Annotated in this window: 11 protein-coding genes; 8 read left to right on the top strand and 3 right to left on the bottom strand. The window is 63.3% G+C overall.

Annotation, left to right across the window (positions count from 1 at the left end; all coding sequences use genetic code 11):
• Positions 1 to 105 precede the first annotated feature (105 nt).
• Together ETR14_RS28065 and ETR14_RS00765 are read left to right on the top strand one after the other, a co-directional pair.
• Positions 106 to 264: a hypothetical protein gene (locus ETR14_RS28065; protein ID WP_165356249.1), complete on the top strand. Its 159-nt coding sequence runs from the start codon at positions 106 to 108 to the stop codon at positions 262 to 264.
• Between the two features lie 305 nt (positions 265 to 569).
• The gene (locus ETR14_RS00765) at positions 570 to 1,025 is read left to right on the top strand and encodes a hypothetical protein (RefSeq protein WP_129382911.1); all 456 of its coding nucleotides are present in this window, start codon (positions 570 to 572) and stop codon (positions 1,023 to 1,025) included.
• Between the two features lie 288 nt (positions 1,026 to 1,313).
• On the opposite strand, the gene ETR14_RS00760 is transcribed toward ETR14_RS00765, so the two are convergent.
• On the bottom strand, positions 1,314 to 3,188 hold the full coding sequence (locus tag ETR14_RS00760) for a M48 family metalloprotease (RefSeq protein ID WP_129382910.1): 1,875 nt from the start codon (positions 3,186 to 3,188) through the stop codon (positions 1,314 to 1,316).
• Positions 3,189 to 3,577: 389 nt separating this feature from the next.
• Here ETR14_RS00760 and ETR14_RS00755 point away from each other — a divergent pair, with 389 nt between their 5' ends.
• Positions 3,578 to 4,090 carry a M10 family metallopeptidase C-terminal domain-containing protein gene (locus ETR14_RS00755; RefSeq protein WP_129382909.1) on the top strand — a complete coding sequence of 171 codons (513 nt, stop codon included), beginning with the start codon at positions 3,578 to 3,580 and terminating at the stop codon, positions 4,088 to 4,090.
• A gap of 94 nt (positions 4,091 to 4,184) precedes the next feature.
• Here ETR14_RS00755 and ETR14_RS00750 read toward each other — a convergent pair whose 3' ends face one another.
• Together ETR14_RS00750 and ETR14_RS00745 are read right to left on the bottom strand one after the other, a co-directional pair.
• Positions 4,185 to 4,709, bottom strand: coding sequence for a hypothetical protein (locus tag ETR14_RS00750; protein WP_129382908.1), 525 nt, complete (start codon positions 4,707 to 4,709; stop codon positions 4,185 to 4,187).
• Positions 4,710 to 5,019: 310 nt separating this feature from the next.
• Entirely contained in the window at positions 5,020 to 5,760 is a 741-nt protein-coding gene (locus ETR14_RS00745) for a winged helix-turn-helix transcriptional regulator (protein WP_371416733.1), read from the bottom strand.
• Positions 5,761 to 5,885: 125 nt separating this feature from the next.
• Here ETR14_RS00745 and ETR14_RS00740 point away from each other — a divergent pair, with 125 nt between their 5' ends.
• The 5 genes from ETR14_RS00740 to ETR14_RS00720 all read left to right on the top strand — a co-directional run bounded on the left by ETR14_RS00740 (position 5,886) and on the right by ETR14_RS00720 (position 13,253).
• Positions 5,886 to 6,680, top strand: coding sequence for a VOC family protein (locus ETR14_RS00740; RefSeq protein WP_129382907.1), 795 nt, complete (start codon positions 5,886 to 5,888; stop codon positions 6,678 to 6,680).
• Positions 6,677 to 7,156 (top strand): VOC family protein, encoded by a 480-nt coding sequence (locus ETR14_RS00735; protein ID WP_129382906.1) that lies wholly within the window; start codon positions 6,677 to 6,679, stop codon positions 7,154 to 7,156. The genes ETR14_RS00740 and ETR14_RS00735 overlap by 4 nt, the downstream gene beginning before the upstream one ends.
• Before the next feature lie 151 nt (positions 7,157 to 7,307).
• Positions 7,308 to 7,751, top strand: coding sequence for a hypothetical protein (locus tag ETR14_RS00730; protein ID WP_129382905.1), 444 nt, complete (start codon positions 7,308 to 7,310; stop codon positions 7,749 to 7,751).
• 931 nt (positions 7,752 to 8,682) lie between these two features.
• Positions 8,683 to 11,049 carry an SIR2 family protein gene (locus ETR14_RS00725; RefSeq protein ID WP_129382904.1) on the top strand — a complete coding sequence of 789 codons (2,367 nt, stop codon included), beginning with the start codon at positions 8,683 to 8,685 and terminating at the stop codon, positions 11,047 to 11,049.
• A gap of 788 nt (positions 11,050 to 11,837) precedes the next feature.
• The gene (locus ETR14_RS00720) at positions 11,838 to 13,253 is read left to right on the top strand and encodes a M28 family peptidase (RefSeq protein ID WP_129382903.1); all 1,416 of its coding nucleotides are present in this window, start codon (positions 11,838 to 11,840) and stop codon (positions 13,251 to 13,253) included.
• The last annotated feature ends 6 nt before the right edge of the window (positions 13,254 to 13,259 follow it).

Below are 13,259 nucleotides of genomic sequence, written 5' to 3'. Positions count from 1 at the left end.
AGGGTTCGATGCGCGGTACTCGGCGCGTTCTATGGACATCTGCCGATGGGCACTCGAAACTGGAAGGCGTCACCATGTACCTCCTCCTCGCCATCGCTGCTCAGCTTGCCGAGCCTCAACCGGAAAACCGTCACGCTCGGCTACGAAGATCTGGTCGCGCTGCACATGCATGCGGACGAGGTTTGTCCCGCCTTTTTCGATGACACGGCCGCTCGCGATGAAAGTCAGCGACGGATCTGGAACATCATGCGTGAGCATGGCTAGTTCGGCCCGAAGCAGGTCTTGCTCGACATCGTCTGTGCGCAGTGGCGGGAGGGCTTTGGGGCCGGCTTGCGCAAAGGTGCTGCGAAGCCGTAGCGCGGCGCTCTGCCACGGTGCAGCCGAACACCTTTCTTGGCAGCCAGGGGGTTCCGGCGCCGCAGCGGGGTTCCGGTGGCGCTGAGGCACGGCAAACATTGGCACGTCCAAGGGTAAAGTAAGATATGCGATTCATTGCTCTCGGGTTTCTGTGCATGCCGGCACTGCTCTCCGCATGCGGTCCGTCGGGGGCACCGGAGGCGGAGAATAGAGTGGATCGCCCGTCAGCTGCGGCGGCTGGGCCGTCGGCTGCCGCTCCGTCGATCGCGCCAGCAAAGCCGAAAGAGACACAAGGCGCGAGCGATGCCGGGCGCGACGGCGGCGTCGACCCCGCCAAGCTTGCGAACGCGAATGACGGGCAGAGCCGACCCGAAATCCCCGAGCGCTTCGCGGGCGAGTGGAATGTGAACCTTGCCCACTGCGGAACCGATCTGAACGACTCCCGAGTCCGTATCGAGCCGCGCCGGATCCGTTTCTACGAGAGTGTCGGCGAGGTCACGAAGGTGACGGCGCGAAGCGCCGACGATGTGACGGTCAGTGCGCGCTTTGCCGGCGAAGGCGAGACCTGGACGGCGTCGCACAGGATGATCCTGTCTCCCTCCGGCGCGGATCTGACGATCGACGACGTCACCCGGCACCGGTGCCCGGTCATGCCGGCTGCGAAGTGAACCCGGCGACGGGAAGGATCAAAGCCGCAGCGAACGCACACAGCCCCGGGAGAGCTGCCGAGAAAGTGGGTGAGGCAGGAAGGATCGAAGGTATTCGGTGAGCGGCCCGATCGTCTCGCGCGAGCGGTGGCCTGGCTCCAAGGTTTGATTAGGCAAGTGGCACCGCAATCCAGAGTGGCATCGCAGTTGGATTAGTGGAGTGGCACGGCAGATCGCGGCACCGCAATTCGCACCTCAATCTCGTGCCGAAACTTCCGTGAGGATGGCCGGCGTGAGCGCTGGGCGAGTCTACGCGCGAATGACGTTGTTCGGCAGCTGCTGCAGCCGGCTGGTCAGCCATCTCCGGGACCGGCTATGTTCTATCCCGAGCACGTCGCCGCTCGGCAGAATGGCCTCGATCAGCGCGTCGAGGACTTCGTTGGCTGTATGATGAGGGGCAGCCTTGAAAACGAAGATGATCTGCGGCCCCGCCGCGAGGTTGCGCTGGCCTGCCCGCAACCAGGCGATTCCGGAAACCTCCGATACGTGCGCGACGAGTTCATCGCGTCTCTGCTCGTCGAGAGGATGAAGTTCGACGCTCTCGTCGATCACGGACGATTCACGGCGCGTCTTTTCATCCGCTTCCACCGCAGCCTCGAAACGCGGCGCGAACGCCTCAATCAGGTCGGCGCGCCCCTGCGCATGCGCGTAGCGCACGATCCGACCGAGTGCGAGCCCATGGAGCGCCGGCTCCGCCGCGGCCGCTTGGAGCAGCGGCTCGATACCCGCTTCGTCGCCCGCGTCGAGCAGGGCGTCACCGTAACGGAACCTGGCGCCCTGTGCATCGGGAAAGCGCGCCAGGAGCGCTGCAAAGGCCTCGGCGCCGGATCGCGGCCCGTCGATTGCCTCGATCAGGTCGGCGAGACGGTGGTGCGAGTTCTCGTCGAGAGCCTCCTCGGCTGCCCGCGCCTCGAGAGCGGCGCGTTCGGCACGCATGTCTACGTGCGCCTGGTAGTCCTCCGCCCACGCCGGCGCCGCGACGGCGTGCCACGCCGCATCCAGCCGATCGACAATGTCGGGAAGCGCCGAGCCGAGCAGGGCATCGGCGGCCGGGAACACGATCGGCGGCGGCAGCCGCGGCGTTTCGCCAAGAGCGGCGAGACGCTGGGCAAGGGAAGGATGCGTATCGTCCAGATCCGGGTTCTCGGCGAGTGCCCGTGCCAGCGTATTCGCCGCGGATTCATCTTCTTCGCCGAGTGCCGTCGTTGCCAGGAGGCGATAGGGTGAGGCTGGCGGATCGGGCCGTTCGACGGCCTGGCTCCAGATCAGCGACCACCCGCTGTGCCAGCGTGCCGTCTGGCATTCCAGTCGGACAAGCGCATTGGACATCGTCTCGGGTCCGACGATCGCCGCCGCCCGTGCATCGGCCTCGTACTCCTGCCGGCGAGCGAGAACGAAACTGTAGGCTGCGAACCAGGGGCCGTACCAGGCGAAGAACCGCCGCAAGCCGGCTGCGACGATGCCGGTCGGCAGTCGCTCGGCAAGTTGCATCCAGCGGGTGCGGACGTGGTAGATGAAGGCCGCGGTGCGGCCATGGCGTCCGGCAAAATGTCCCATTTCGTGCGCGATCACCGCATCGACCTCGCGCGCCTCCAGCGCCTGAAGCAGGGGCAAACCGAGCAGCAGCACGTTTCGGGACGGCAGGAACAGGAAGCGGGCATATTGGGTGATCGCCGCGTTCATGGCCTCGGTGATCCGAACGTCGTGGATGCGTGGTCCCTTAACGGCGTCGCGCACGCGGTCGATCCGCCGGTACAGCTCAGGGGCTTCGGACTGCGTCACCGCGAATCCCTCCGGCCCTGGCCAGTCGACGCGCAAGGCGAGGATCACGCTTAGGCCGACGGCGCCGGTGGGGACGAGCAGCTTGATCCCGATCACCGTCGCCCCCGGATGTGCGACGAGGAAGATGATGATGCCGGCGCACAGGGCCAGCGGCAGCAGCAGGGTCGCCCCCAGCACCCCGTAGCCGAGCAGTCCGGCCGTAAGGACGCGTCGGGCGTGACTGCGCGGATCCCTCGTCGCAAGTCGCTCGAGCCTCTCCACCATCGGTGCGAACCGGGGCTCCAGCGCGAATGTCGCGCCCCAGCCATGCTGCGGACGCTGCTCGACCCGGATCGCCTTCATTCCATTCTCCCCGACACGCCGCCCCCGGCGTGCATCGCAGCTTATGCTGAGGCGCTACCTATCCGTCCAGTCTTAGGGTGGGTCCCTTCGAGGTGAGGCAGGGACGGCCACGGTCCCGATGCAGGCCCACCGCCCTGCCAAGCCGAAGGTGAGGCGCTGTGCTGTAGCACTCGCCAGACAGGGCTGACTTGCCGCCGAAGAAGAGAGCGACCAACCGACGGTCGTACCCGCCTGCCGCCGCCCGGCCGGCGTTTGGGGGATAGACGTGGATGCCCGATCGGGCTCGCATGTTCCTGCGGGGCGACAAGCTGAGTTGAACCTGATCCAGGTCAGGAACGCCTCCAGCCGCGGGTCGTTGGCGACGCAGTCGAGGCTACAGGAGAGAGACTTTGCCTATCATCGTCGGAACTGCGCGCGCCGATCGTCTGGAGGGATCGGACACCAGCGACCTCATCACCGGAAATGGCGGCGATGACCTGATCTTCGGTGGCCGCGGCAACGATCAGCTGGTCGGCGGTGCCGGTGACGACACGCTTCGCGGCGGTAACGGCAACGACTATCTGAAGGGCGGAACCGGCAACGACATCCTGTACGGCGGCAACGGCTACGACAGGTTCATCTTCGAACAGGGTGCCAAGGCGCAGGACTGGGTCAAGGACTTCCAGCACGACGTCGACAAGATCGATCTGTCGGACATCGACGCCAACAGCAATCGCGCCGGAAACCAGGCGTTCAACTGGATCGGCTACCAGGCCTTTACCGGCCATGCCGGCGAAGCACGCGTCTACCAAGGTGGCGACAATAGCTACATCGCCATGGACTTCAACGGCGACGCGAGAGCCGACATGACGATCGCCTTCGACAACCATCCGGTGATCGGCCTCTACGACATGATCCTGTGAGAAGGCGCCCGAGAGGCGGCGTGCGGCGCGGAAGGGCCGCGCCCACCGCAGCCGTTGCGGGTGCGATCAGGCGCCTCCGCGCAAAGTCATCGAGTCAGGGGATCGGCTGCGCGGCCGGCGCAACGTCGAGCCGGCGCTCTTCTTCGCTGTAAGCGCGATCGATCAGCTGCCAGCCTTCGCTGACGACGGCGGAGTTCCGGCTGATCTGATCGAGCATGTTCAGGATCGCCCGGCAACTTCGCTCGTCGTCCTGCGGCGGCGCAAAGCCGGCCTCGAGCGTCTCCATCAACGAGGTGGAGAATTGCTGCGTCTTCGCGACGTGGGCGGCGAAGGCCGGATCGGACAGCAGTCGCTCGCCGAAGCGCTTGCGATCGGCGTCGGTCCACTTGCCGAGCGCGATCAGCCGCGCGCCGCGCGCATCCATCCGTGCCTCGATCTGGTTCGTTGCCTGCATCAAAGGCTCGAGACCGGCGAGCGCTGCGTCGCCCTGCTGGAGCAGCTGTGTGCGCGCCTCGGGGTTTCCGCAATCGGTCGCTTGAAGCTCCGGCGCGATGACGATGTTCGGCAGCGGCTGCGCCTGCAGCGCCAGCGCGGTGCCGGCGACGAAGCCGATGATCATCTCTGCAATACCCCCTCGCTCGGCCGGAGCGCTCGCAAAGGCTCTGCTTGGCGATATCCGGCGGGGCGGGGGCTAGAGGGGGCCGGACCAGGACGCAAGCAGGTACCATCCGGAATGCAATCGCACCCCCCGAGATCCGCAGGTCTCGCGCCGTGCGGTTCCGGGAGCAGGACCTGCAACGCCTCGCGACCCCCCTCTGAGCCCCTCGGCGGAGGGTCGAGCGGAAGCGTTCCGGCTGCCGGTCCCCGCAAGAACCCGCAGGCGAGAGAAGAAGGTATTCCGGGCCTCGGTTCGGCCAGGCTGCGCCGGTTCAGGCGAGCTTCGGCGGCAGCGCGAACAGGGCGATGAAACGTTCGGCGAGGGCGCGGTCGCCGTGGATGCGGACGCCGCCGGCGCGTTCGGCTTCGGCGAGCGGCTGCTTGCCGTAGAACAGGCGCAGCAGCGGCAAGGCAACGTCGGCCTCGAAGCGGACGTCGCCCTCCGGCCGATCGGTGCGGCGGACCGGCATGGCGCCGTTCTTCAGCGCGGCGAGGAAGCTCTCGCCGGCGAGGGTGAAGCCCGCGTCGACATCGAGCGCTGCCGCCGCGACCGGATCGATCATCGTGCGCAGGCTGAGCATGAAGCTGACCGGGGACAGCGGCAGCTGCGGATTGTGCGCCGACGAGCGCGCGGCCCAGCGGCCGAGCTCCTGGATCGCCGGCTCTGCCGCATAGCCCCAGTCGGTGAGCTCGTAGACCTGGCTGGCGGCCGGCGGCGGCAGCTTGCGGCGGCCCAGCGCGCCGACCGCCTCGAGGCTCGCGAGACGCTCGGTCAGCACCTTGGCGGAGAGGCCGGGCAGCGCGGCGCGCAGGTCCGAGAAGCGCCGGCCGCCGAGCATCAGCTCGCGCAGGATCAGCAGCGACCAGCGCTCGCCGACCAGCTCCATCGCGAAGGCGGTGCCGCAGGCATCGCCATACCATTTGCCGTGCGCGATGCCGGCGGGCGCGATCCCGGTCTCGCTGGTCCCGGCTTGCTCGATCTGGTCCTTCTCGATCCTGGCGGGTTCGTCCACCGAGTCGTTTCCTTTAGTAACTTCGCTGTTGCTTTATGTAAGCACTTGCGTCACGAGTCACAAGCACCGAGTCGCGCCGCCTGCGGGGTTGCGGCTCAAACCTTTGCTCGAAACGGAGGGTGACGATGGCAGGCATGCCGATCTGGTACGAACTGATGACCTCCGATCCGGCCGCCGTGGCCGGCTTCTACCGCGCAACGCTCGGCTGGACGGTGCCGCCGCAGGGCGAGGCAATGCCGAACGGCGTGCATTATGGCCAGATCGCCCGGGCCGACGGCAGTTCCGCGGGCGGGGTGCTGACCCTGTCGGCGGAGATGCAGGCCTGCGGCGCGCGGACGCGCTGGATCCCCTATTTCGATGTCGAGGATGTCGACGCGGCGGCGGCCGAGGTCGAGCGGCTGGGCGGCAGCGTGCAGATGCCGCCCGTCAGCCTGGAGGGGGTCGGCCGGATGGCGATGCTGGGCGACCCGCAGGGCGCGCCTTTCTACCTGATGGCGCCGACGCCGCCGCCCGGGCAGCCGGACGCGAAGAGCGACGCGTTCGATCCGGTGAAGGCGGGCCATTGCCGCTGGAACGAGCTCAACACCACCGACGCCGCCGGCGCGCTTGCCTTCTACGAGGCCTTGCTCGGCTGGACCCGGGGCATGGCCATGCCGATGGGCGAGGCGGGCGACTATCAGTTCGTCGAGCATGACGGCATCGCGCTCGGCGCGGTCAATCCGGTACGGGAGGGCCCATCTTACTGGCTGCCGATCTTCGGCGTCGCCGACATCGAGGCGGCGCGCGCCGCCGCCGCCGAGACCGGGGGCCGGATCACCGTCGATCTGCAGGAGATTCCGGGCGGCGAGTTCGCCCTCAACGTGGACGATCCGGGCGGCGCCGCGCTCGGCTTCGTCGGGCCCAAAGGAGGATCGCAATGACGACGGAAGCCCTGATCTGTCTGTGGTACGAGAAGGATGCCGAGCAGGCGGCGCGTTTCTACGCCGAGACCTTTCCCAACTCGTCGGTCGGCAAGGTCCATCTCTCGCCCGCCGACAATCCGTCGGCCAAGGCGGGCGAGCCGCTGACCGTCGACTTCACCGTGCTCGGCATACGCTGCCTCGGCCTCAACGGCGGACCGCACTTCCAGCAGAGCGAAGCCTTTTCCTTCCAGGTGATCACCGAGGACCAGGCGGAGACCGACCGCTACTGGGATGCGATCGTCGGCAATGGCGGCAAGGAGAGCATGTGCGGCTGGTGCAAGGACCACTGGGGCGTCTCCTGGCAGATCACCCCCCGCCTGCTCGCCGAGGCGATGAACGGCGAGCCGGAGCGTGCCCGGCGCATCTTCGAGGCGATGATGATGATGAAGAAGATCGACATCGCGGCGCTGGAGCGGGCGGCGGCGGGGGATTGATTACAATCCTCCCGCTCGGGGCGCGGGAGGAGGGCTCAACAACAAGAGCGCCGATGCAAATTGGCCAGGATCGGAACTGTCGCCCACCGCTAGCGGAACATTGTTAAGAGGAACGTGCTCGCCGCGTTGGCGTATGCGTGGAGGCAGTCAATTGAAAGCAACCCTGTTGCCGGCGCTTGCCGCCGCAGCCTGCGCCAGTCCGATGGAAGTTCCGCGTGACTTGGAAACGTCGCTCTGTGCGTTGGTGCGAGCGGGTCCCGCGATGGATGGGCGCCGCGTGCGCGTTTCGGCAGTCTACTCGACCGACATGCTGGAACATAGCTCGCTCATCGATCCGAGCTGTCCGAGAGAAGTGGCCGATCTGGACTGGGTGACGACGGATGCGCGCGGGCCGAAAGATCCAGAAACGGCGCGTTTCGACCGAGAGATTTTCAGTCTGTACGACTCTCACTCCGAGTCCTTCCATATGGACGTGTCGGGAACATTCACGTGGCGCGTGGGACGGCGCCCCAAGGGGCAGGTGTTTATCGAAAAGACCTGGAGCTATCATCGCCTCCGAGGCGCGAACGTGTATCAGCCGCGACGATCGGAATAGCCGCTGAATGCTGCTCCAGCAGAGTTGATTCACGCCGGAGATGCGCTGCCGCGCAATGATAATCGCTCGTCTCGATGGACTGGCACTGGGCCTTGCAACCTCCTCGCCCGCGGCGGCGAGCGGCGCGTCGGCAGGAGATCCGCATTGTTTCTCGAAGGCGCGAAACGCCGCCTACAGCCAGGAATTTGCGACAGCCGCCCCCGATTACGAACGGGCCGCCACCGCATTTCGTGCCTTGGCGATCGATATGTTCGGCCGACTGCGGCGCTGCACCGGGACGCGCATGCCTCGAGATGCCGGCCCGGATACGAGCGAGATCTGTGCGCGGTGGGAGGAACCGAAACCGTAACAGGGATCGGCGGCCACGGTGGCGAATGATCCTTTGCCCATGGGGCGCGGCGCAGGCTTTGGCGGCGAACAGCTGCTCATGGAGTGCCAACGGGATTTTCAACACTCTCGCCATCGTCGGCGAGCGGCAGGTTGGCAGCAGATTGGACGCTAAGGCGCGAAGGACGCGATGGCGCGAAGAGGATAGCCGCTGGCGTGGATCGTGGAGCCTACGCGATCTTCGCGCCTTCGCGTCGGAACGGGGTGTAACCGCTTTCTCGGGGATTCCGGGCGTTCGCGCCAATCGAAGTGAGAGGCATTGATCACGGTTAAGAGGATCGACATCGCCGCAGTGGAGCGAGCGGCGGCGGGGGAATGATCCTTCAGGGTGGCGAGCGATAGGAGGGGGGGGATGGCGGCGAAAGGCGTCTAATTAGTGGAGTGGCACCGTAATTCATTGCCTTCTGGCTCATCGGGCGCTTCGCGGCAATGGGTGGTGACGCTGAAATGCCGCCACTAAGGTGACCCGTTGCGACTTTTTTGCTTGCTTGCAAAACGCAGGAGAGCAAGGTTAAGCTCGGGGCTGACTGTCTGGAGGGGTGGTATGATTAAAATACCTGAAGCGGGATTATTTAATGCTGATGTTCGTAAGGGGATTAACCTCTTCCTGGGGGCGGGATTCTCCACGTTAGCCAAGAATAGCCAAGGGGACACATTGCCAGTTGGGGACAGTCTAAAAGGGAAGCTGATTGCTGAATTCAAATTAGATACATATTCTGCTCTTGATCTGCCAAGTCTATATGCCATACTATTGGCCGATAGGCGAGACGCTCTTCGGGACTTTCTTGTAAAGACTTATACCGTGTCCGAGTACGACACGAAGTATGATTCATTGCGTAGGCTAAACGTCGAGTACTTGTACACCACAAACATAGACGATCTGCCGTTCTACATATTTGACGGCCGCGGTAATTTGGAGTCGCGAGTTTTGCACGATGTATACCTGTATGGAGCCCCGCGTAAACCAGCTTCGGTGGTGCAGTATATACCGTTGCACGGCAGCATAAAACATGAAGACTCAGACTTCCTTTTTACCGGCGGCCAGATGTCGTCTGCTTTTGCGTCAGATCGTGAGACTTGGTACGTCTTCCAGCGGGAGCTTCAGGCAAGGCCGACCGTTTTCCTCGGGTATGGCATGCGAGATGCGGGTGTGCTTCAAGCGTTGCACGGCTCCTCCGGCCGTGCTCAGGTTAATAGGTGGATCTTGCTCAGGCGCGAAGACGAGGCAACATCGGCTTTGTACGCAAGCTTAGGTTTTCATGTCTTTTTTGGCGAAATTGAGCAGTTCCTCGATTTCATCGGAGGTCAGGATATATCGCGCGTCGCAATTTCGGGCGGGCGTGCGGTGCATTTCACGGGTGAGGTTCCTCTGGTCGCGCAAGTGGCTCAACGTCCTATAAGGAACTTTTTTCTCGGGGCTGAGCCGGAGTGGTCAGATGCCTTTTCCAGCCAAGTCGTTCATCGACGCACGAATTCTGCTGTGAAGAATTCAATTTTCTCAGGTCGTCATGTGGCTGTCGTTGGGCTACCCCTTTCTGGGAAGACGACTATATTAAAACAGGTAGCAGCAGAGCTGGCTAGTGACAGAACAGTGCTATACTTTGACAGACTTACTGAGCCGACGGCAAACCAGATTATATCTGAACATGCTCCAGTTGGTGACAGAGTGCTTGTGTTTGTGGATAACCTTCTAGACTCACGTGAGTCTGTAGAAAGGCTAGTGGAAGAGATAAATGCTCAGATAGTTTGTGCGGAAGACAGCCTGTACTTCGACTCTGTGTCTTTAAGGCTAATGGCAGGGAAGATCGACGTCATATCGAGTTCAGAAATCGCGGCTCAGGATCTGCAGAGCATCATTGATTCGATTCCGGCTGAGGTTAGGAGATGGCATGTCGATGATGTCTCGGAGGTTGAAGCGGATGCAGGCGAGATAGGCTTGTTCGAGTCTTTTCGTCGTCACGTCTTTGATGAGGGGCTTACAACTAGATTTCGGGCGAAGCTTGCTGAGTTTGAATCGAGGGACCCTGAGGCTTTCTCCGTCTATATCATGGCATGCTACGTGGCAAGATGTCGTAGCATTGTTTCATTTGATATGATCTACATGTTCATTGACAACGCAAAAAAGGTTTACGGAGATGTTTATGAGATAACCGAGCGGATAGGAAGCTTCCTTGCTGAAGTTGACCTCGTTGACGACCCTCATCAGGACTACTTCTCGGTGCGATCTGGTGCTTTGGCAAGGATTGCTCTCAAGGAGTGCCCCGGGCGAGCGTTCGCCAGGGTCTATGAGCGGTTTCATGCGGCGGTCCCGCCACGAGTCATCGTGGACTATCCGACCTTTAGGCGCTACGCATATGATAATGACTTCGCCCGGCGTGCCTATCCGCGAGTTGGCGATGGTTTGAAATTTTATGAGCGCTTGGTTAAGTCGACTGACAACGCATACGACTACCAACATGGTGCGATTTATCTGTCTAAAATGAAAAGCTTTACCGATGCATTCTCTTGGATCGATACTGCGATGTCAAAGACGAGGGGCCGCGTGTACTCGATTCGCAACACCCACGCCAGGATACTTTTTGAAGCGAACATAGACGTGGTGAAGCGTGATCCCGACGATGGGACGGCGCTCGACGGCATTCGAGAGAGTATGGAAGTCCTTCAGACGTGTATCGAAAAAGATAAACGAAGATCGTATCACCTATTGAGGTACAGCGATCAGGCTATACAGTTTGCTAAGGTGATTGAGGATCGTCAATCCTATCAATGGCTTGTTCATGCTGGCGAGCGGCTTGAGGAAATGGTGCAGCAGGCTGCGGTCCTTCGTAGCCGGGAAAGCTACAATCTGAGGAAGTACCGGAATCTTCTCAATGATGTCCGTAGCATGCTTGCCGGACGTGGTAGTCCGTGATGAGCGATGTTTATCCCAATTTTATCAGACACTTCTTAAGGAAGTTGTTTCTGTGCTCGGAGTGTGCGCTGTTTTCCGAGGTCAGATGTTGATCCAGGCCTCTAATCCGTTCCTGACGATAACGCCGCCCGCCGTAAGGCGAGCGGCGTCACAGGTCGCCTCGATGAGGCTTGGCAATTGTGCTCGATCGAACTGCTAAGTCAGATCCGGCGCAGAACTGGCAAACTCTTTTTCATGCGAGCGTGCCGTCGACCGGTTTAGGGGAGGCCTGGTCCGGTGGGTGGAGCCGTGTTCGGGGGAAGCTCATGAAGTTTCTCCTCTGCTGCGACGATCATTCGTCGTCTTGCAAGTACATCGCGATATCACCGCCTGCGCGTGACGAGCGTCACGGCGGCCATAAGCGACATAGAAGTCAGCCGAACTCGATAGACCCCGCACACAAGTCTCAGGTTTTGGTGACGGTGTATCGATGTATGCTATCTTGCGTGACGCCACTCACCCTCGCCGAAGTCGCCGTGTTCCCTTACCGGTACGCCCAAGCGCTGCCGCGCGTCGTCGAGAAACCCGGCGTCGTGCCGCAGCGCCGAACACCCGCGGCGCGGATGTCGTATCCCGGGTGGTAATAGCTCAATTAGGCGGCACGATGGCGCTGATCGTACTTCTGCCGCGCGTTGCGCGGTTCCTCTAACCATCCCCTACGGCGACAGTGAGGAAGCGAACCCGCAGAAACCGCGAAGCACGACGCCTTCGCCCTTGCACGTCGCGCACTCACGGCGCACAGCACCCTGATGAAGCTGCCCGCCCTGCTCCTTGCCGCCGCTGCCTTCCTCCCCACCGCTGCAGTCGCTGCCCCAACGCCGCCGCCGCGGGCGATTGCGGACCAGGTCGACGAGGCGCGGCTGCGGGCGATTGTCGAGACACTGGTGAGCTTCGGCACGCGCCACACCTTGTCGTCGCAGACCGATCCGAAGCGCGGGATCGGCGCCGCGCAGAGATGGGTGATCGACGAGTTCAAGCGCTACGCGAGAGCGTGCGGTGGCTGCCTCGTCACCGAGATGCCGTCGCAGGTGTTCACCGGGCGGCGGGTGCCGAACCCGACGAAGATCGCCGATGCGATCGCGATCCAGCGCGGGACCGTGGATCCCAACCGGGTCGTGATCATCACCGGCCATATCGACAGCCGGGTCAGCGACGTGATGGACGTGACCAAGGACGCACCGGGCGCGAATGACGACGGCTCCGGCACCGCCGCGGTGATCGAGGCGGCGCGGGTGCTGTCGCGCCACAAATTTCCCTACACGATCGTCTATGCGGCGCTCGCCGGCGAGGAGCAGGGGCTGTACGGCGGCAAGGTCCTCGCCGACTATGCCAAGGCGCAGGGCTGGGAAGTCATCGCCAATCTGAACAACGACATCATCGGCAACAGCTGCAGCTCGGATGGCGTGTGCGACGCCGCCCATGTCCGGGTGTTCTCGGAAGGGCCGCGCTGGCAGGGCGGGGAGGCGCTGCGGGCGCCGATGCGGAGCCTTGGCGGCGAGAATGACGCGCCGTCGCGCAACATCTCGCGCTGGCTGGACGGGCTCGCCGACGATCTCAGCCTCGGCCTCGACGTCCGCCAGGTGTGGCGCAACGACCGCTTCGGCCGCGGCGGCGACCATACCGAATTCCTCAATCTCGGCTTCCCGGCGGTGCGGATCACGGTCGCGATCGAGAATTACAATTGGCAGCACCAGGATCTGCGCGTCGAGAACGGCGTCGAGTATGGCGACACGATCGACAAGATGGACTTTCCGTACCTGCGCAAGGTCGTGCAGCTGAACGTCGCCGCGCTGGCCGCGCTGGCGAGCGCGCCGCCGCCGCCGGCGCCGGTCGCCGAGGGCGGGGTGTCGACCAACACCACCCTGACCTGGGAGCCGGTGAAAGGCGCGGACGCCTATGTGATCCGCTGGCGCGCGACCGACGAGGCCAATTGGAGCAGGAGCTTGCGGGTCGACCCGAAAAACGGGCTCGATCTCGTCGTCGGAACCAACGAAGACAAGGGCCCGGCCGTGCCGGCGCGGCTGCGGGCGGTGCTGAAGGGGGTGCGCGTCGACGATTTCGTGTTCGGCGTGTCGTCCCTGACCGCCGACGGCCATGAATCGCCGGTTGCATCCGCGGTGCCGGGTGGTGCGTTCCGCCCCTATGAGCCCCCGGCGCAGCCCTGAGTGCGC

The sequence above is a fragment of the Sphingosinicella sp. BN140058 genome (genome assembly GCF_004135585.1).
Taxonomy (GTDB): domain Bacteria; phylum Pseudomonadota; class Alphaproteobacteria; order Sphingomonadales; family Sphingomonadaceae; genus Allosphingosinicella.
This window is presented reverse-complemented; position numbering and strand designations above follow the sequence as displayed.

Excerpts from the sequence above, each read along its gene's own strand:
- ETR14_RS00760 (WP_129382910.1), bottom strand. The coding sequence starts at position 3,188 with ATGAAGGCGATCCGGGTCGAGCAGCGTCCGCAGCATGGCTGGGGCGCG.
- ETR14_RS00750 (WP_129382908.1), bottom strand. The coding sequence starts at position 4,709 with ATGATCATCGGCTTCGTCGCCGGCACCGCGCTGGCGCTGCAGGCGCAG.
- ETR14_RS00740 (WP_129382907.1), top strand. The coding sequence starts at position 5,886 with ATGGCAGGCATGCCGATCTGGTACGAACTGATGACCTCCGATCCGGCC.
- ETR14_RS00735 (WP_129382906.1), top strand. The coding sequence starts at position 6,677 with ATGACGACGGAAGCCCTGATCTGTCTGTGGTACGAGAAGGATGCCGAG.
- ETR14_RS00725 (WP_129382904.1), top strand. The coding sequence starts at position 8,683 with ATGATTAAAATACCTGAAGCGGGATTATTTAATGCTGATGTTCGTAAG.
- ETR14_RS00720 (WP_129382903.1), top strand. The coding sequence starts at position 11,838 with ATGAAGCTGCCCGCCCTGCTCCTTGCCGCCGCTGCCTTCCTCCCCACC.